Origin of the sequence: Streptomyces orinoci (genome assembly GCF_003121295.1) — a bacterium.
Taxonomy (GTDB): Bacteria; Actinomycetota; Actinomycetes; order Streptomycetales; family Streptomycetaceae; genus Streptomyces; species Streptomyces orinoci.
In genome coordinates, this window is record NZ_PHNC01000029.1 from 119,027 (window position 1) to 137,249 (window position 18,223).

The window sequence follows — 18,223 nt, forward strand, 5'->3', positions numbered from 1 at the left end:
TCCCGGGCATTCCGAATGGGTGATCACCGTTTGCGGGTTCGAGGCCCGACCTTAGTGACCTCTCAGTGATCGGTTCAAATCCCTCTGCAAAAAAAGCGCCTCAGCAGTACATCCTTTACCAACGCGAAACGGTCAGTAATGGCCAGTTGACGCTTAGGTACGAGCAAGTCGCTTGAGCAGCAAGGCCGATGCCACCGGCCGCGCCCCCGCCTTGGCCACCCCGTCCGCCACCTCGCGGTCGGTGGAGACCACCACCACCGGACGGCCCGGCGGCTCCGCGCGCACCAGTTGACGGATCAGCTCGTCCGCGGTCACCCCCGGCTTGCTGAACAGCACCCGCACCCCGCGCGGCGGCGCCAGCAGCACCGGCGCCGCCAGCTCCGCGCCGTCGAAGACACAGGTGACCTCCGCACCGCTCTGCGCCGCCAGCATGGCCAGCCCGCCCAGCAGCCGCAGCCGCTGCTTGTCCAGCGGCATGGTGGGATAGCCGGTCTTGGTCACGTTGTAGCCGTCCACCACCAGATGCGCCTGGGGCAGCGCCAACAGCTGGTCCAGCAGCGCCGGATCGGTCTCCGAAAGCGCCCGGGCCGCGATGTCCTTGGGCGACATCCGCCCCGGCTCCACCGCGTCCACCAGATCCGCCGGGTGCACCGAGGCGGGCGGCAGGGCCAGCTCCCGGCGCAGGCCCTGCGCCGCGTCCAGCACCGTGTCCAGCAGCAGCCGCAGCCGCATGTCCTCCACGCTGCGCCCCTCGCGCACCGCCCGCCGGCTCGACTCCAGCGCCGACTCGGCCTCCGCCAGCCGCGCCTTGACCCGCCGGGTCTCCCCCAGCGCCGCCGCCAGCTCCGCGGACGCCTCCGAACGCAGCGCCTCCAGCTCCTCCCGCGCCTTGCGCAACGCCGCCTCGCCGCGCCGCACATCGCTCTGCGCACTGCGCAGCTTGCGCTGCTGGGCCTCCGACTCCCGCCGCGCGGCGTCCAGTTCGGCGCGCAGGCGCTCCACCTCGCCACGGGCCTGGGCGCGCGCCTCGGCCAACTCCTCGCGCAGCCTGCGCAACTCGCGCTGCGCCTCCTCACCGGCCCGCTCCGCGCCGGCCCGCTGCGCCTCCTCACCGGCGGCGGTGACCAGCTTCACCCAGCCCGGCGGGCGCAGTACAAAGGCCATGGCCGCCACGTCCTCCGGGTCCGCGGCGGCCGGCGCCGTACCGGCGTCCAGCGCCTCGGCCAGCTCCGAGCCCATCTCCCGCAGCCGGGCGGAGATCCGCTGTCTGAAAGCGGTGTCGCTCTCCACCGCGGTGGCCATGGCATTGCCCGCGAACTTGGCCCGGCGGCTGGGGGTGAAACGGGCGTACTGCCGCAGCGAGGCGGGCAGTTCGGACACGGTCAGCCCGCCGAAGGCGTCGGCGACCAGGGCGATGACCCGCCGCCGGATGCCCTCGGGCAGCGGACGCTCCAGCACCTCGGCGGCACCGCCGGCGTCACCGGCCGCCGCGGAAGGATCCGGCGCGCCGGCCCCACCCGTCGGCTGGGAAACGCTCATGGTGTCGTCCGTCCTGTTCATGGGCTACGGGGTGCTTTCCGTAACCCTACGGCCTGGTGTCCCCACGGCGGGGCGCCTACCGGACCACCCGGCGAGGCACTCCGCCCGGCTTGCCCCGGTAAGCCATCATCTGCCCATGATCGCAAAAGCAGGCCGGGCGGGACGAGCCGGGCCCCCGTGGATCACCTACGCCCTCCTCACCATCTGCTGCGCGGTCTTCCTCCTCGGCCCGGCCTCCGGCCTCGATCCCGGCTACGGTGCCGGAACCCGGCTGCTCACCGCGCAGACCGCCTACTTCGCCCGCTGGGGAGTGGTGCCGGCCGAGCTGTGGCACGGCCCGGCCACGGCCTGGCTCACCCCGCTGACCGCCCTGTTCGTCCATGGCAACTGGCTGCATCTGCTGGGCAATATGCTCTTTCTCCATGTCTTCGGCGCCATGACCGAGGAGCGCCTGGGCCGGCTCGCCTTCGCCCTGTGCTACCTGGCCACCGGCTATCTGGCCCTGCTCGGCTACGCGGCCGCGCACACCGGCTCCGGCCAGCCGCTGGTCGGCGCCTCCGGGGCCATCTCCGGGGTGCTCGGCGCATTCCTGCGGCTCTTCCCCCGAGCCAGGGTGACCAGCCTCTTCCCCTTCCTCTTCTTCGTCCCGCTGCGTTTTCCCGCCTGGGCGGTGCTGCTGTTCTGGTTCGCCCTCCAGTGGCCGGGCGCGGGCGCCTCCGCGGACCGGCCCGGGGTGGCCTATCTGGCCCATGTGATCGGCTTCTCGCTGGGCTTCGGGCTCGCCTGGGGGTGCGGGGCCCCTGCGGTTAGAGTGAGGGACGCAGCCCGGTCCACCGAAGGAGACGACCCCTCATGATCACCTCGATCGTGCTCATCAAGACGGACGTGGACCGGATCCCGGAGATCGCCGAGCGGATCGCCGCGATCGAGGGCGTCAGCGAGGTGTACTCGGTGACCGGCGTCTACGACCTGATCGCCCTGGTGCGGGTGGCCCGGCACGACGATCTGGCGGAGGTCATCCCGGGCCGCATCAGCAAGGTGGAGGGTGTCGCCTCCACCGAGACGCATATCGCGTTCCGCACGTACTCCCAGCACGACCTGGAAGCGGCTTTCGCCATCGGCCTGGAGAGCTGAGCGCTCCGCGGGTTACGGGGTTCTTCGTCTGCGGGTTGGCTTGGGGTTGCTCACGGGGTTGGCTTGGGGTTGCTCGCGCAGTTCCCCGCGCCCCTTACGGGGCGGCCCCTACGGGGCCAACTCCCTTACCGCTCGCAGGAAGCGCTCAATGTGCTCATCCGGCGTGCCAACGCCAAAGCTGACGCGTACCGCGTTGAGGGAACCCCCACACTCCTCGGGCTCACGCCCCAGCAGCACCCGCACCAGCGGATGAGCGCAGAACAACCCGTCCCGCACCCCGATCCCGTACCCCTCCGACAGCGCCGCCGCGAAGCGACCGCTGTCCCACCCCTCCACCACAAAGGAGATCACCCCCACCCGGGGCGCCCCCTCCCCGAACAGCGAGAGCACCCGGACCCGCGGCAGCTCCGCGAGTTCCGCCCGTACCCGGTCCACCAGCGCCCGCTCGCGCTCCACCAGTGCATCGAACCCCGCCTCGGTCAGCGCCTTGCACGCGGCGGCGATCGCATGGACCCCGATCACATTGGGCGAGCCCGCCTCATGCCGGGCGGCGCCCTCCTGCCACTCCACCCGCACCAGGCCCCGCCCATCCCGCACCACCCGGCGGCTCGCCCCGCCCCCGGCCAGATAGGGCTCCGCCTCCCCCAGCCAGTCCGCCCGCCCGGCCAGTACCCCCGCCCCGAAAGGGGCGTACAGCTTGTGCCCGGAGAAGGCCACCCAGTCCACGTCCAACTCGCTTATGTCCACCGGGTGATGGGGCGCCAGCTGGGCCGCGTCCAGCACGATCCGCGCACCATGCGCATGGGCTGCGGCGGCCAACTCCCTTACCGGCCACAGCTCTCCGGTCACATTGGACGCGCCGGTGACACAGACCAGGGCGGGACCATGGGGGTCGCGGGCGGCCAACGCACGCTCCAGGATGTCCACGGCCTCACCCGGGGCGCGCGGCGCGTCCAGCCAGGTGACCCGGACATCGTCCCGCCGCCCCCAGGGCAGCAGCGCGGCATGGTGCTCGGTCTCGAAGACAAACACCCGGGTGCGCCAAGGCAGCGCGCCGGCCAGCAGGTTGAGCGAGTCGGTGGTGGAGCGGGTGAAGACCACCTGGTCGTCCGGGCGGCAGCCGAGGAACTCCGCGACGGTGCGGCGGCTGTTCTCGAACAGTTCGGTGGACAGCCTGGAGAGGTAGCCCGCACCCCGGTGCACACTGCCGTAGTACGGCGCGTACGCGGCGACTTCGTCCCATACCCGTTGCAGGGCCGGTGCGCTGGCCGCGTAGTCCAGCGCCGCGTAGGTCACCTCGCTTCCATCGGCCAGCGGCACCAGGACATCTCGCCCCAGAACGGGCAGCGGGGCGGAAACGGCAGCGGACAGCGGCATGGTGAACTCCCGTAAGGGGCAAGCGAAGCGGGTGCGTTGGTGAAGGGGGTGCGGAATAGGGCTTGCAAGGGGCTTGCAGCCCTAGCGCATTCGCTGGTTCACGGAAGGATCTCCCTCGACGACCAGGATCCCTGGCGAGGGATCCGCGCTTGCCGCAGACCTCGCTGCCTGCGGCCCGGTCATCACCCGGGGCACCCCGCCACGGACGGAGGGTTGCCGGACAGCGGGCCGGGGCCTGTGTCGCTGTCACTCGTGACCTGGCCGGGAGTATGCCATACGCTTCGCCGGGTTCGCCAAAGAGCTGTCCGCATAGTGGGCTTGGGGTTCCCCCGTCGCCTTGCGGGTGCGGCCCGCCCGTGGTTGCTCGCGCAGTTCCCCGCGCCCCTGACGGGGCGCACCCGTCGCGTTCTGGGTGCGGCCCGCCCGTGGTTGCTCGCGCAGTTCCCCGCGCCCCTGACGGGGCGCGCCCGTGCTACGCGTTGCTGGCCGTTACCCAGCGGTCCAGGACGCGGCGGGCCGCGCCCGAGTCCAGGGAGTGGGCCGCGCGGTCGAGGGCCGCCGCGATCTGCTCGGTCAGCGGTGCGTCCGCCGGCGACAGAGCCACCAGCGCCGCCGCCGAGTTGAGCAGCACCGCGTCCCGTACCGGACCCCGCTCCCCGGCCAGCAGCCGGCGGGCCACATCCGCGTTGTACGAGGCGTCCGCACCGCGCAGCGCCTCCACCGGCACCAGGTCGATGCCCACCTCGCGCGGGTCGAAGGGCTCCTCGTGGACGCGGCCATCGCGGACCACCCAGACCCGGGAGGTGGCGGTGGTGGTCAGCTCGTCCAGCCCGTCGTCACCCCGGAACACCAGCGCAGAGGAGCCCCGTTCGGCCAGCACCCCGGCCAGGATGGGTGCCATCCGGGCGTCCGCCACCCCGGTGGCCTGGGCCTTCACCCGGGCCGGGTTGGTCAGCGGACCGAGCACATTGAAGGTGGTGCGCACCCCCAACTCCCGCCGGGCCGCCGCCACATGGCGCAGCGCGGGGTGGAAGTTCACCGCGAAGCAGAAGGTGATCCCGGCCTCCCGGGCCACCTCGGCCACCCGCCGCGGACTCAGGTCCAGGTTGACGCCCAGCTTCTCCAGGACGTCCGAGGCGCCGCTGGCGGAGGAGGCCGCCCGGCTGCCGTGCTTGACCACCGTGGCGCCGGTACCGGCCACCACGATGGCGGACATGGTGGAGATATTGACGGTCTTGGCGCCGTCGCCGCCGGTGCCCACGATGTCCACGCTGGGCCCGGGCACCTCGATCAGCCGGGCGTGCTGGTACATCGCCCGGACCAGCCCGCTGATCTCGGCCACCGTCTCACCCTTGGCCCGCAGCGCCATGGCGAACCCGGCGATCTGGGCGTCGGTGGCCTGGCCGCGCATGATGCGGTCCATCGCCCAGGCGGTGCTGTCCGCGTCCAGGTCCACCCGGTTGAGCAGGGCCTCCAGCACGCCCGGCCAGGAAAGGGCCACCGCGCGCTCGCCGCCTGCCGGGGTCGCAACGTTCATGGTCCACACTCCTGGTTTCGGGCACGCGCCTCGGGTGCCGTTCCGTGCCGTCCAGCCTATCCAGCCCGGGAACGGCGAAGAGCCCCGTCCATACAGTGGACGGGGCTCTTCGCTGTGGCGGTCAGCGGGGTCGGATCAGTCGATCAGTGGTGGCCGTGGCCGCTGGTGATCTCCTGGTATTCCTCCGCGGTGGGCTTGGGGATCTGCGATCCCTCGCCGTAGAAGCCCCGGGACAGCTTGACCCGCAGCTTCTGGCCGGCGCCCGCCTTGCGGGCGACGCCGTTCTCATCCACCTCGGGCTCCAGCTCGAGCGGCCTGGGCTGCTCATGCGCGGTGAGGGTGTGCAGCTGGTCCTGGCTGAGCGGCTCGTGCACCTCGATGAACTCACCGTGCGGCAGGCGCTTGATGATGCCGGTCTCGCGACCGTGCAGCACCTTGTCCCGGTCACGCCGCTGCAGGCCCAGGCAGACCCGCTTGGTGGCGATGAAGACCAGCACCGGCACCACGAAGAACGCGATCCGGACGAACCAGGTGATCGAGTTGATCGACAGGTGGAAGTGGGTGGCCCACAGGTCGTTGCCACCACCGATCAGCAGCACAAAGTACTCGGCGATCCAGGCGGCGCCGAACGCGGTGCGGGTCGGGGCGTTGCGCGGGCGGTCCAGCAGGTGGTGCTCCCGCTTGTCGCCGGTGACCCAGGACTCGATGAAGGGGTAGATGCCGATGGCGATCAGCACCAGCGGGAAGATCACGATCGGGATGAACACACCCAGGACCAGGGTGTGGCCCGCGACATTGATCTCCCAGCCCGGCATCACACGGACCAGGCCCTCGGCGAAGCCCATGTACCAGTCGGGCTGGGCGCCGGTGGACACATGGTCCGGCCGGTACGGGCCGAAGTCCCAGATCGGGTTGATGGTGGCCAGTGCCGCCACCGCCGCGATCACACCGAAGACCAGGAAGAAGAAGCCTCCGGCCTTGGCCATGTAGACCGGCAGCAGCGGCATGCCGACCACGTTCTTCTCGGTCCGGCCGGGGCCGGGGAACTGCGTGTGCTTGTGGTAGATGACCAGGATCAGGTGGGCCACCACAAGGCCGAGCATGATGCCCGGCAGCAGCAGGATGTGGATCGAGTAGAACCGCGGCACGATGTCCGCGCCGGGGAACTCGCCGCCGAAGAGGAACATCGAGATGTACGTGCCGACCACCGGCACGGACAGGATGGCGCCCTCGGTGAAGCGGACACCGGTGCCGGAGAGCAGGTCGTCCGGGAGCGAGTAGCCGGTGAAGCCGGTGAACACGCCGAGGACGAACAGCAGGAAGCCGAACAGCCAGTTGATCTCACGCGGCTTGCGGAAGGCGCCGGTGAAGAAGACGCGCATCATGTGCACGAACATGCCGGCCAGGAAGACCAGCGCGGCCCAGTGGTGGATCTGACGGATCAGCAGACCACCGCGCACATCGAAGCTGATGTGCATGGTGGAGTTGAACGCCTCCGAGACCCGCACGCCCTGCAGGGGCACATAGGAGCCGTGGTAGACGACCTCTTCCATGCTGGGGTGGAAGAACAGCGTCAGATACACACCCGTGAGGATGATGATCAGGAAGCTGTAGAGGCAGACCTCGCCCAGCATAAAGGACCAGTGGTCCGGGAAGATCTTGCGCATATTGGCCTTGGCCAGGCTGTAGATGCCCAGTCGGCCATCCGCCCAGTCGGCCACCCGCTCGCCGGCGGGCGCCTTGCGGCGCTGCTCTGTAGTACTCATCCGCGCTCCCAGAAGGCAGGACCGACGGGCTCCGGGAAGTCGCCCATCGCCTCGAGGTAGCCCTTGTCGTTGACCTTGATCTGCAACTGCGGCAGCGGGTGTCCGGCAGGGCCGAAGATCACGCGTCCGCCGTCCGAGAGGTCGAAGGTGGACTGGTGACACGGGCACAGCACATGGTGCGTCTGCTGCTCGTAGAGGCTGATCGGGCAGCCCACATGGGTGCAGATCTTGGAGAAGGCGACAATGCCGTCCACCGACCAGTCCAGCTCACGCTTGTCCTTGATGTTCTCCGGACGGAGCCGGACGATCATCAGGGCCGCCTTGGCGATCTCCTGCTGGAAGTCGTGGTCCTCCTCCGACATGCCCTCGGGCATGGCGAAGGTCAGCGAACCGACCTGGACGTCCTCCGGACGCAGCGGCTGCATGGTGTTCTGGTTGATCAGCATCTTGCCCGCGGACCACTTGGTCTTGCGGAGCTTGGTGCCCGGCTTGGGGCCGAGACCGCCCAGCAGGAACACGCCGGAGAGCGGGAACATGGCCAGCGCACCGAACATGGTGTTGCGGATCAGCTTGCGACGGCCCAGCGCCGACTCCCGGGCGCCGTCCGCGAAGTCGGCCAGAACCTTGGCCTTGACCTCGGGCGAAGCCTCGATCGGGTGACGCTCGTCGGCGACCTCGACATCGGACATCAGGGTGCGCGCCCAGTGGACGGCGCCCGCGCCGATGCAGAACAGCGCCACGCCCAGGGACAGGCCCAGGGAGAAGTTCAGCGCGCTGATGTGGCCGATCGGGAACACATAGATGTTCTTGTCGACCGGGATGGCCAGGTAGGCGACGATAAAGCCGACCGTGGCCAGCATGGACAGGGTGAACAGGAACGCGACCACGCGCTCGGAGCGCTTGGCGGCCCGTTCGTCGATGTCCTGGATGCGGTGCTCGTGCGGCGGCAGGCCCGGGTCGGCGAAGGGGTCTTCGCCACTGACCACGGCACCTTGGTGCGCGGCGCCCTGCGTGCTGGGCAGGGACTCTTCTGGAATGTCTTGGCTACTCATGACTTCTTGGCCTTTGCGGTCCGGGCGGCGACCCAGATGGCGACGGCGACCAGAGCACCCAGGCCGAAGATCCACGCGAACAGACCCTCACTGACCGGGCCGAGACCGCCCAGTTCGAGACCGCCCGGGTTCTCCGACTTCTTGGTGTCTACCGCGTCGAGGTACGCGATGATGTCCTTCTTGTTCTTCTCCGACATGGTCGTGTCGGGGAAGGAGGGCATGTTCTGCGGGCCGGTCTGCATGGCCTCGTAGATGTGCTTGGGGTCGACGTCCTCAAGGCTCGGCGCAAACTTGCCGTTCGAGAGGGCGCCACCCTTGCCGGTGGCGTTGTGGCACTGCGCGCAGTTGGTACGGAAGAGCTCCCCGCCCTTGGCGATGTCCGCACCGTTCGGGCTGTACTGGTCCTTGGTCGGAACCGAGGGACCGGCGCCCAGGGAGGCGATGTACGCGGCCAGCTGGTCGATCTCGGCCTGCGAGTAGATCTTCTTCTTGCGCGGCACCTGGGCACCGGGCTGCTGGGCCGGCATACGGCCGGTGCCCACCTGGAAGTCCACGGCCGCGGAGCCCACACCGACCAGGCTGGGGCCGTCAGAGGTGCCCTGACCGCCGATGCCGTGGCAGGTGGCGCACCCCGTCGAGTAGAGCTTCTTGCCCTCCTCGATGGCGAGGGACTGGGCGGAATCATCGGCCTTGGCCGTGCTGGCCGGCGCGAACGCGGCGTACAGCCCCCCGGTTACCGCCAGCGCGAAGAGTAGGACGACGACCGCCGCCAGCGGATGGCGTCGTCGTGCGGAGAGCTTTTTCACGGATTACCCCGGTGTCAGGATCTTCTGCGTCGATGCGGGTCTGGTTGGTCCGGTGACGGGACCGATTACTTGATCAAGTAGATCGTGGCGAAGAGGCCGATCCAGACCACGTCGACGAAGTGCCAGTAGTAGGACACGACGATGGCCGCCGTCGCCTGGTGGTGCGTAAACCTCTTGGCCGCGTACGTCCTGCCCAGGACCAGCAGGAAGGCGATGAGGCCGCCGGTCACATGCAGTCCGTGGAAGCCGGTCGTCAGATAGAACGCCGAGCCGTACGGGTCGGAGGAGAGCGAGAGCCCGTCCTTCTTGACCAGGTCGGTGTACTCGAAGATCTGGCCACCGATGAAGATGGCGCCCATCACGAAGGTGATCGCGAACCAGGTGCGCAGCTTCTTCACATCACCGCGCTCGGCGGCGAAAACGCCGAGCTGGCAGGTGAGCGAGGAGAGCACCAGGATCGTGGTGTTAGTCGCCGAGAACGGAACGTTCAGTGACGACGCCATGTCCTTCCAGTGGGCGGCGCCGGTCACCGAACGAAGGGTGAAGTACATCGCGAAGAGGGCCGCGAAGAACATCAGCTCGGAACTCAGCCAGATGATGGTTCCGACGCTGGTGAGGTTCGGTCGGTTGACCGAGGGGTGCGCGTGCCCGGTATCTACTGCTGTTGCTGTCGCCACGACCGACATTATGTCGGTCGCTTATCTCGCGCTCACTCCGGGGGGTGCCGTTCGGTGTGTCAAGAGCGTATGCCCTGCTCGTACGGCGGAGCCCACCGGTCATACAGCGGTCCCTCTTAAGGGGGAAGGGCGGCCGGGGCAGGCCGCGCTGACGGCCCGTCGGGGCTTTTCCACCGCTTGACGCACCCTCCTCCGGCGGGGATTTCCCCAGTAGCATCCGGCGCAGCAGTCCGCCCTTGCCGAACAAGCACGGAGGAACGATGCAGCCGACGGCCACGGTCCTGGTCTACAGCGATGACTCGAGCACCCGCGAGCAGGTGCGGCTGGCCGCCGGGCGCCGTCCGGCGCCGGATCTGCCGGAGCTGGAGTATGTGGAGTGCGCCACCCTTCCGGCGGTGCTCAGCACCCTCCAGGAGCGCCGGATCGATGTCTGTGTGCTGGACGGGGAGACCGCGCCGGCCGGTGGCATGGGGGTCTGCCGGCAGCTCAAGGACGAGATCTTCCGCTGCCCCCCGGTGGTGGTGCTGATCGGCCGGCCGCAGGACGCCTGGCTGGCCACCTGGAGCCGGGCCGAGGCGGCGGTGACCCACCCCATCGACCCGGTGGCCCTGGCCGAGGCGCTGGCGCGGGTGCTGCGCCAGCGGCTGGCGGTGGCCTCGTAGGAGCGGTCCGGCCGGCGGGCGTCCCGTCAGAGGGCGGGGCGCAGGCGGGCCGCGTCCGCCGGAGAAGAACCCTCCCGCTTGCCCGCCGCCAGCGCGCTCCCCTGCCGCCACTCCTTCCACGACATGTTCCAGTCGCCGAAGCCGTTGTCGAACGGCGTCATCGTGGCGCCCGCGCTGTTGATCACCCGGACCACATCGCCGACCCGGACATTGTCGAAGAACCACTTGGCGTTCTCGGTGGACATCCCGGTGCAGCCATGGCTGACGTTGTCCGCGCCCTGGGAGCCCTCGGACCAGGGCGCGGCATGGACGTACTCACCGCTCCAGGTGACCCTGGTGGCCCAGTAGACCGGCAGGTCGTAGGAGTCCTCGCTGCCCTCGGCGATGCCGATGGTGGCGCCGCGCATCCGTACGAAGGATTCCTGGCCGAGGACCACCTTGACCCCGTTGCGGGTGGCGTATCCGGGCTTGCCGGTGGTGACCGGGATGGAGCGGATCTCCTCGCCGTTCTTCAGCACCGTCATATAGTGCCCGGCGGCGTCGGTGATGGCCTCCACCCGGTCGCCGGTGGTCAGCCGGATCGGCTTGGCCGGGCCGCCGTAGAGGCCGCCGCCGATCCTGATGCCCTCCAGGGCGGCATGCACATCGATGACCGCGTGCGCGGGCCAGAACTCCTTCGGCCGGTAGTGCAGCACCCGGTTGTTGACCCAGTGCCAGGCGCCCTGCACCCGGGGCTGGGACTCCACCCGCAGGGCGTGTTCGATGACCGCCCGGGAGGCGGGGTCCTGGATGGGGGTGCTCAGTTCGGCGGTGACGGGCTGTCCGACGCCATAGGTGCCGCTCTTGGGGCCGAAGGTGACGGTGAGCAGGCGGGTGGCCGGGCCGGTCTCGAAATCCAGCGTACGGCGCCCCTGGGCCCCGTCCTCGTCCTCCGTGCTCACCCGCACCGTGTAGCGGGCGCCGGCCGCCAGCGCGGCGGTGCTGTGCCAGCGTGAGCCGTCCGGGTCCAGCTCCCCCGCCAGATAGCGCCCGGCGGCGTCGGTGGCGGTGACATCGGTGATCCGGTCGTCGCCGCTGGCGGTGACCTCCAGCGGCTTGCTGGGGTCGGCCTTGCCGCCCTCCTGGCCGGCGGCCAGCGAGACCTGGTCGGTGGCGTCGTAGGGCTGTTCGGCGAGCGGGTTGGCGGAGCCGCACCCGGTGCCCCCCAACGCCAGGCAGACCAACAGCAGTACGCCGCCGGACACCGTGCGGCGGCGAGGTGAGTGGCTCATGGTCCAACCGTAGGAAGGTTCCCGCCCGGCGGCCCGTGGGGTGACTGCAAACGGGTAACGCCCCATGAAATGCACCGGGCCCCGCACACCCTGACGGATGTGCGGGGCCCGGTGGAGCGTCGCGGAACCTACTGGTTCTGGTTCTCGCCGCGGTAGAACTCGAAGACCCAGCCGAACAGGCCGACGGCGATCAGCGGAGCCGAGAAGTACAGCAGCCACCAGCCCAGCGCGAGGGCCAGGAAGGCGAAGGCACCACCGATGGCCAGGAACAGCGGCTGCCAGCTGTGCGGGGCGAAGAAGCCCAGCTCACCGGCGTCGTCGGCGACGTCCGCGTTCTTGTCGTCCTGGGCCCCGGCGTCCACCCGGCGCGCGGTGAACGCCAGGTAGTAGCCGACCATGACGCACAGGCCGAAGGCCAGGAAGAGCGCGGTGGCACCCGCGGGCTCCTTGGACCACACGCCATAGACGATCGCCATGGCGAGGATGAAGACGGAGAGCCAGAGGAACATCCGGCCTTGGATCTTCACTTGCCGGCCTCCTTGCCACCCACGAGGGCCTTGTCAGCGAGGTTTTCCTCGAGTTCGAGCGCCGCGATCTCGGGGTGGTGCAGGTCGAACGCCGGGGATTCGGAACGGATCCGCGGCAGGGTGAGGAAGTTGTGCCGCGGCGGCGGGCAGGAGGTCGCCCACTCCAGCGAACGGCCGTAGCCCCACGGGTCGTCCACCTCGACCTTCTTGCCGTACTTGGCGGTCTTCCAGACGTTGTAGAAGAACGGCAGGATCGACAGGCCCAGCAGGAAGGAGCTGATGGTGGAGATGGTGTTCAGCGTGGTGAAGCCGTCGGCGGCCAGGTAGTCCGCGTAACGGCGGGGCATGCCCTCGGCACCCAGCCAGTGCTGCACCAGGAAGGTGCCGTGGAAGCCCACGAACAGCGTCCAGAAGGTGATCTTGCCCAGGCGCTCGTCCAGCATCTTGCCGGTGAACTTCGGCCACCAGAAGTGGAATCCGGAGAACATCGCGAACACCACGGTGCCGAAGATGACGTAGTGGAAGTGCGCGACCACGAAGTACGAGTCGGAGACGTGGAAGTCCATCGGCGGCGAGGCCAGGATGACACCGGTCAGACCACCGAAGGTGAAGGTGATCAGGAAGCCGACGGCCCAGAGCATCGGAGTCTCGAAGGACAGCGAGCCCTTCCACATGGTGCCGATCCAGTTGAAGAACTTCACACCGGTCGGGACCGCGATAAGGAACGTCATAAAGGAGAAGAACGGCAGCAGTACACCGCCGGTGACATACATGTGGTGCGCCCACACGGTCACCGAGAGACCGGCGATGGAAATCGTCGCCGCGATCAGACCCCAGTAACCGAACATCGGCTTACGGGAGAAGACCGGAATGACCTCGGAGATGATGCCGAAGAACGGCAGCGCGATGATGTACACCTCTGGGTGGCCGAAGAACCAGAAGAGGTGCTGCCACAGCAGTGAACCGCCATTGGCCGGGTCGAAGATATGGGCCCCGAACTTGCGGTCCGCCTCCAGGGCGAACAGCGCGGCGGCCAGCACCGGGAAGGCCAGCAGGACCAGCACACCGGTCAGCAGCACGTTCCAGACGAAGATCGGCATGCGGAACATGGTCATGCCCGGTGCGCGCATGCAAATGATCGTGGTGATGAAGTTGACCGAGCCGAGGATGGTGCCGAAGCCGGAGAAGGCCAGACCCATGATCCACATGTCGGCACCGACGCCCGGCGAGTGGACCGCGTCGGACAGCGGCGAGTAGGCGAACCAACCGAAGTCGGCCGCACCCTGCGGGGTGAGGAAGCCGCCCACCGCGATCAGCGAGCCGAACAGGTAGAGCCAGTAGGCGAACATGTTCAGCCGCGGGAACGCCACATCGGGGGCGCCGATCTGCAGCGGCATGATCCAGTTCGCGAAACCGGCGAACAGCGGCGTCGCGAACATCAGCAGCATGATCGTGCCGTGCATCGTAAACGCCTGGTTGAACTGCTCGTTCGACATGATCTGCGTGCCGGGACGGGCGAGTTCGGCGCGCATCAGCAGCGCCATCACGCCGCCGATGCAGAAGAACGCGAACGACGTGACCAGGTACATCGTACCGATGGTCTTGTGGTCCGTGGTGGTCAGCCACTTGACCACCTGGTTGCCTGGCTGCTTGGTGCGTACAGGCGGTGCTGCCGTGGCTGATCCGGCGGCACCCTGGGGTTCGTTGAGGATGCTCACTTGTTCTTGGTCTCCGCGTTCTTCGCGTGATCCGTCTGCGCGATGCCGGCCGGGATGTATCCGGTCTGGCCCTTCGCGGCCAGGTCCTTCAGGTGCTGCTGGTAGCGCTGAGGCGAGACGACCTTGACGTTGAAGAGCATCCGCGAGTGGTCCTGTCCGCAGAGCTCGGCGCACTTGCCCCGGAAGGTGCCCTCCCTGGTCGGGGTCACCGTGAAGCTATTGGTGTGACCCGGGATGACGTCCTGCTTCATCAGGAACGGGAGCACCCAGAAGGAGTGGATGACGTCCCGCGAGGTGAGCACGAACTCGACCGACTCGCCCTTGGGCAGCCACAGGGTCGGGCCCGGCATGTTGTTCTGCGGGTTCCGGGTGCCCGGAATGCCGTAGTCGTAGACGCCGTTGGCGTTGGCCGGGGCCTTGTTCAGGAACCGGTCCGGGACCGCGTCCAGCTCCTTGATCTTGCGAAGCGGCTGGCCGGCGGGCTGGCCCTGGACGTTCTCCAGGTAGTTGAAGCCCCAGCTCCACTGGTAGCCCACCACGTTGATGACGTGCTTGGGCTTGTCCGGGTTGGTGAGGAGCTTGTTCTCATCGCGAGCGGTGAAGTAGAAGAGCACCGAGACGATGAGGATCGGAACCACGGTGTACAGCGCCTCAAGAGGCATGTTGTACCGGGTCTGGACGGGAACCTCGACCTTGCTCCGGCTGCGCCGGTGGAAGATGACGCTCCACAGGATCAGACCCCACACCAGGACGCCGACCGCGAGGGCGGCGGCCCAGGAGCCCTGCCACAGGGAGAGGATCCGCGGCGCCTCTTCCGTGACGGGAGTGGGCATTCCGAGGCGGGGGAAGTCCTTCGATGTGCAACCGGTGGCGGTCGCCAGGACAGCGCCCGCGGCCAGCGCCTGCAGCAGCTTCCGCCGCACCGGGCGCCGCGACGAGCGGTCGGAGCCGTTGGGACTCACGTAGCGCCTTCCCGAGAGTCTCGCCCGCGCGGCCGGCTGCGGCCGTCTGTTTCGGTCGCCGGCCCGCTGCGGGCAGGGTTTGGATGTTTATGCGGACCAAACCCTACTGGACGCTATTTGGGGCCGCGCGGGGAGGGTGCCCAACGCGCCGGACCGATGCCCGAACCGGTGGAATCTCCCGCTCCGGGGGCTGTCCGGCGGTCCGTCAGCCCTTGGGGAGACAGCCGTGACATGGGGAGTTAGCGTTCCCACGTGCCTTACTTCGATGCCGCTTCCGCCGCTCCCCTGCACCCCGTGGCCCGGCAGGCGCTGCTGGCCGCCCTGGACGAGGGCTGGGCCGACCCGGCCCGCCTCTACCGCGAGGGGCGCCGGGCCCGGCTGCTGCTGGACGCCGCGCGGGAGGCCGCCGCGGAGGCGGTGGGCTGTCGCCCGGACGAACTCGTATTCACTCCTTCGGGGACGCGCGCCCTGCACGAGGGGATTGCCGGGGCGCTGGCCGGGCGCCGCCGGGTGGGCCGCCATCTGGTGGTCTCGGCGGTGGAGCACTCCGCCGTACTGCACTCCGCCGAGGTGCTGGAGGCCGCGGGGGGCACGGTGACCAGGGTGGCGGTGGAGCGCACCGGGCGGGTGGGGGTGGGCGCCTACGCCCAGGCGCTGCGGCCGGACACCGCGCTGGCGGTGCTGCAGTCCGCCAATCATGAGGTGGGCACCGAGCAGCCGGTGGCCGAAGTGGCCGAGGCCTGCCGGGCGGTGGGGGTGCCGCTGCTGGTGGACGCGGCCCAGTCGCTGGGCTGGGGGCCGGTGGCCGGTGACTGGTCACTGCTGGCGGCCAGCGCGCACAAATGGGGCGGGCCCTCGGGGGTGGGGCTGCTGGCGGTGCGCAAGGGGGTGCGGTACGCGGTTGCCGGTCCGTCCGACGAACGGGAGTCGGGGCGGGCGCCGGGCTTCCCCAATCTGCCCGCCGTGGTGGCGGCGGCGGCCTCGCTGCGGGCGGTGCGGCAGGAGGCGGCCCAGGAGGGCGCCCGGCTGCGGGAGTTGGTGGAGCGGGTGCGGGTACGGGTGCCGGAGCTGGTGCCGGATGCGGAGGTGGTGGGCGATCCGGTGCGGCGGCTGCCTCACCTGGTGACGTTCTCCTGTCTGTATGTGGACGGGGAGGCGCTGCTGCATGCCCTGGACCAAGCGGGCTTTTCGGTTTCGTCCGGGTCGTCCTGCACCTCCAGCACCTTGACACCCAGCCATGTGCTGCGGGCGATGGGGGTGTTGTCGGAGGGGAATGTGCGGGTTTCGCTGCCCTGGGGGACGGCCGCGGAGGATGTGGAACGGTTCCTCGATGTACTGCCGGGGGCGGTGGCGGGGGTGCGGGAGCAGCTGGGGGTGCGGACGGGGGTTCCCACTTCTGCCAGTGGCGATCCGGCTGAGCTGGTGCTCGACACGCTCGGGAAGCGGTGTCCGATTCCGGTGATCGAGCTGGCGAAGGTGATCGGTTCCGTGGAGGTTGGGGGTGTCGTCCGGGTGCTGTCCGATGACTCCGCGGCGCGGCTGGATATCCCGGCGTGGTGCGAGATGTGCGGCCACGAGTATGTGGGCGAGGAGGCGGTGGAGGGCGGGGTCGCGTACCGGGTGCGGCGCCGGGTCTGAGTCCGCCGCTCCGCGGCGGGTTTCACCCACCCGCCCGCCCGTTACCGCCAACGTCACCGGGCTGCAGGGCAATCGGGCGGGTGGGCGGACGGCGCCCCGCAGGGGCGTGCCCGCCCACCGGGCGGTCAGGCCAGGTGCGCCTGGACCTCGGCCGCCGCGTCCGCCCCGTACGCCTTGGCGAAGCGCTCCATGAAGTGGCCGCGCCGCAGCTCGTACTCCTGGGTGCCCAGCGTCTCGATGACCAGGGTCGCCAGCATGCAGCCCACCTGGGCGGCCCGCTCCAGGGACAGCTGCCAGGTCAGCCCGGCCAGGAAGCCCGCGCGGAAGGCGTCGCCGACGCCGGTCGGATCGACCTTGGCCTCCTCCTGGGCGCAGCCGACCTCTATGTCCGGCTCCCCCACCCGCTCGATGCGCACCCCGCGCGAGCCCAGCGTGGTGATCCGGGTGCCCACCTTGGCGAGGATCTCCTCGCCGGTCCAGCCGGTCTTGGTCTCGGTCAGCGCCCGCTCGTACTCATTGGTGAACAGATAGGTGGCGCCGTCGATCAGCTGCCGGATGTCGTCACCGTCCATCCGGGCCAGCTGCTGGGAGGGGTCCGCGGCGAAGGGGATGCCCCGGGTGCGGCACTCCTCGGTGTGGCGCAGCATCGCCTCGGGGTCGTCGGCCCCGATGAGCACCAGGTCCAGGCCGCCGACCCGGTCGGCCACCGGCTGCAGCTCGATCTGGCGGGCCTCGCTCATGGCGCCGGTGTAGAAGGAGGCGATCTGGTTGTGGTCGGCGTCCGTGGTGCAGACGAAGCGCGCGGTGTGCAGCACCTCGGAGATATGCACCGAGGCGGTGTCCACGCCATGGCGGTCCAGCCAGGCCCGGTAGTCGGCGAAGTCCTGGCCGGCCGCGCCGACCAGCACCGGGCGCAGGCCGAGCACGCCCATGCCGAAGCAGATGTTGGGGCCGACGCCGCCGCGACGGACCTCCAGCTCGTCTACGAGGAAGGAGAGGGAAACCGTGTGCAGCTGGTCCGCCACGAGCTGATCGGCGAAACGGCCGGGGAAGGTCATCAGGTGGTCGGTGGCGATGGAGCCGGTGACGGCGATACGCACGAGGGTCTGCTCCCTGCGGGGCGAGTCGGTGGTGGAGTACGGGACAAAAGCCAGACCACGCTACAGCCTCCCCGCTGGAGCATCGATGGAGGATCCGGCGCCGGCCGCCCAAGAGTGGCCGGATCTGCCCGGCGGGCGGCCTTTCTCCGGGCCGCGGACGGTGAGTACGGTGCGGGCATGCCGAAGCCTGTGAAGCACATCACTCCGGTCCTGTCCGAGCCCGAGTCGCTGGCGGACCTGCGCAGGGACTGTGCCCGGATGGCACCGCACTGGGCCGGCCACGGCCCGTCCGCCCCGCGCGGCCCCTTGCCGGAGGGCACCTCGCTGTCGCTGATCCGGGGCGTGGTGGTGCCCCCGCGTTCGGCCCGGCTGCTGGACGGGATGTCGGAGTACGGGGACTGAGGCCCGGTCCAACGGGGTGGAACCGGCCGCTCCCGTCCTCCGTCCAACTGCCGTT

General features: G+C 69.5%; 17 protein-coding genes and 1 riboswitch. Of the genes, 5 read left to right on the forward strand and 12 right to left on the reverse strand.

Annotated features, from left to right (window positions below):
- Positions 1–153: 153 nt before the first annotated feature.
- Complete coding sequence (locus tag CV755_RS15160; RefSeq protein WP_109281882.1) at positions 154–1,539, reverse strand: NYN domain-containing protein; 1,386 nt, start codon at positions 1,537–1,539, stop codon at positions 154–156.
- 136 nt (positions 1,540–1,675) lie between these two features.
- Here CV755_RS15160 and CV755_RS15165 point away from each other — a divergent pair, with 136 nt between their 5' ends.
- The gene (locus tag CV755_RS15165; RefSeq protein ID WP_109280773.1) at positions 1,676–2,395 is read left to right on the forward strand and encodes a rhomboid family intramembrane serine protease; all 720 of its coding nucleotides are present in this window, start codon (positions 1,676–1,678) and stop codon (positions 2,393–2,395) included.
- A complete protein-coding gene (locus CV755_RS15170) occupies positions 2,392–2,673 on the forward strand; it encodes an Lrp/AsnC ligand binding domain-containing protein (RefSeq protein WP_109280774.1) in 282 nt (93 codons plus the stop codon). The genes CV755_RS15165 and CV755_RS15170 overlap by 4 nt, the downstream gene beginning before the upstream one ends.
- A 108-nt stretch (positions 2,674–2,781) precedes the next feature.
- On the opposite strand, the gene CV755_RS15175 is transcribed toward CV755_RS15170, so the two are convergent.
- From CV755_RS15175 to ctaE, 6 genes are all read right to left on the reverse strand, one after another.
- Positions 2,782–4,050: an aminotransferase class V-fold PLP-dependent enzyme gene (locus tag CV755_RS15175; RefSeq protein ID WP_109280775.1), complete on the reverse strand. Its 1,269-nt coding sequence runs from the start codon at positions 4,048–4,050 to the stop codon at positions 2,782–2,784.
- A gap of 140 nt (positions 4,051–4,190) precedes the next feature.
- Positions 4,191–4,308, reverse strand: a riboswitch (SAM riboswitch).
- A 214-nt stretch (positions 4,309–4,522) separates the two neighbouring features.
- Positions 4,523–5,587: an anthranilate phosphoribosyltransferase gene (gene trpD, locus CV755_RS15180; RefSeq protein ID WP_109280776.1), complete on the reverse strand. Its 1,065-nt coding sequence runs from the start codon at positions 5,585–5,587 to the stop codon at positions 4,523–4,525.
- Positions 5,588–5,730: 143 nt separating this feature from the next.
- A complete protein-coding gene (gene qcrB / locus CV755_RS15185) occupies positions 5,731–7,353 on the reverse strand; it encodes a cytochrome bc1 complex cytochrome b subunit (protein ID WP_109280777.1) in 1,623 nt (540 codons plus the stop codon).
- Positions 7,350–8,405 (reverse strand): cytochrome bc1 complex Rieske iron-sulfur subunit, encoded by a 1,056-nt coding sequence (qcrA, locus tag CV755_RS15190; RefSeq protein ID WP_109280778.1) that lies wholly within the window; start codon positions 8,403–8,405, stop codon positions 7,350–7,352. Before qcrA ends, qcrB begins: the two co-directional genes overlap by 4 nt.
- Positions 8,402–9,211 (reverse strand): cytochrome bc1 complex diheme cytochrome c subunit, encoded by an 810-nt coding sequence (gene qcrC, locus CV755_RS15195; RefSeq protein ID WP_109280779.1) that lies wholly within the window; start codon positions 9,209–9,211, stop codon positions 8,402–8,404. The genes qcrA and qcrC overlap by 4 nt, the downstream gene beginning before the upstream one ends.
- A 65-nt stretch (positions 9,212–9,276) precedes the next feature.
- Complete coding sequence (ctaE, locus tag CV755_RS15200; protein WP_109280780.1) at positions 9,277–9,897, reverse strand: aa3-type cytochrome oxidase subunit III; 621 nt, start codon at positions 9,895–9,897, stop codon at positions 9,277–9,279.
- A gap of 251 nt (positions 9,898–10,148) precedes the next feature.
- On the opposite strand from ctaE, the gene CV755_RS15205 reads away from it, so the two are divergent.
- Positions 10,149–10,550, forward strand: a complete 402-nt coding sequence (locus CV755_RS15205) for a DNA-binding transcriptional response regulator (protein ID WP_109280781.1) — start codon at positions 10,149–10,151, stop codon at positions 10,548–10,550.
- A 26-nt stretch (positions 10,551–10,576) separates the two neighbouring features.
- On the opposite strand, the gene CV755_RS15210 is transcribed toward CV755_RS15205, so the two are convergent.
- The 4 genes from CV755_RS15210 to ctaC form a co-directional block, all read right to left on the reverse strand.
- On the reverse strand, positions 10,577–11,821 hold the full coding sequence (locus CV755_RS15210) for a L,D-transpeptidase (RefSeq protein ID WP_109280782.1): 1,245 nt from the start codon (positions 11,819–11,821) through the stop codon (positions 10,577–10,579).
- Positions 11,822–11,949: 128 nt separating this feature from the next.
- A complete protein-coding gene (locus tag CV755_RS15215; protein ID WP_109280783.1) occupies positions 11,950–12,348 on the reverse strand; it encodes a cytochrome c oxidase subunit 4 in 399 nt (132 codons plus the stop codon).
- Entirely contained in the window at positions 12,345–14,066 is a 1,722-nt protein-coding gene (gene ctaD, locus CV755_RS15220; RefSeq protein ID WP_109280784.1) for an aa3-type cytochrome oxidase subunit I, read from the reverse strand. Before ctaD ends, CV755_RS15215 begins: the two co-directional genes overlap by 4 nt.
- A complete protein-coding gene (ctaC, locus tag CV755_RS15225) occupies positions 14,063–15,028 on the reverse strand; it encodes an aa3-type cytochrome oxidase subunit II (protein WP_109280785.1) in 966 nt (321 codons plus the stop codon). Before ctaC ends, ctaD begins: the two co-directional genes overlap by 4 nt.
- A gap of 252 nt (positions 15,029–15,280) precedes the next feature.
- On the opposite strand from ctaC, the gene CV755_RS15230 reads away from it, so the two are divergent.
- Positions 15,281–16,666: a cysteine desulfurase/sulfurtransferase TusA family protein gene (locus tag CV755_RS15230; RefSeq protein WP_109280786.1), complete on the forward strand. Its 1,386-nt coding sequence runs from the start codon at positions 15,281–15,283 to the stop codon at positions 16,664–16,666.
- Positions 16,667–16,791: 125 nt separating this feature from the next.
- On the opposite strand, the gene CV755_RS15235 is transcribed toward CV755_RS15230, so the two are convergent.
- Positions 16,792–17,766 (reverse strand): carbohydrate kinase family protein, encoded by a 975-nt coding sequence (locus tag CV755_RS15235; RefSeq protein WP_109280787.1) that lies wholly within the window; start codon positions 17,764–17,766, stop codon positions 16,792–16,794.
- A gap of 177 nt (positions 17,767–17,943) precedes the next feature.
- Between CV755_RS15235 and CV755_RS15240 the strand changes: the two genes are divergently transcribed.
- Positions 17,944–18,168, forward strand: a complete 225-nt coding sequence (locus CV755_RS15240) for a hypothetical protein (protein ID WP_109281883.1) — start codon at positions 17,944–17,946, stop codon at positions 18,166–18,168.
- Positions 18,169–18,223: the final 55 nt, after the last annotated feature.